This is a genomic window from Bacillus cereus group sp. BfR-BA-01381, from assembly GCF_022663555.1.
GTDB classification, from domain to species: domain Bacteria; phylum Bacillota; class Bacilli; order Bacillales; family Bacillaceae_G; genus Bacillus_A; species Bacillus_A pacificus.
Genome location: NZ_JAKUFR010000335.1, coordinates 1 through 225, shown reverse-complemented (window position 1 = coordinate 225; position 225 = coordinate 1). Strand labels below are relative to the sequence as shown.

Genomic DNA, 225 nt, shown 5'->3' with positions numbered 1-225 from the left:
AACGACAACCAAGGCGGAAACGACAACCAAGGCGGAAACGATAACCAAGGCGGAAACGATAACCAAGGCGGAAACGATAACCAAGGTGGAAACGATAACCAAGGCGGAAACGACAACCAAGGCGGAAACGATAACCAAGGTGGAAACGATAACCAAGGCGGAAACAATAATCAAGACAATAACACAACAATTGATCCAAACGCTCTTAAAGACGGTGAATATAGT

The 225-nt window shown here is 45.3% G+C and carries 1 pseudogene; it reads left to right on the top strand.

Annotated features, from left to right (window positions below):
- A pseudogene (locus MR079_RS28930) lies at positions 1-225 on the top strand (NEAT domain-containing protein); the annotation flags it as partial.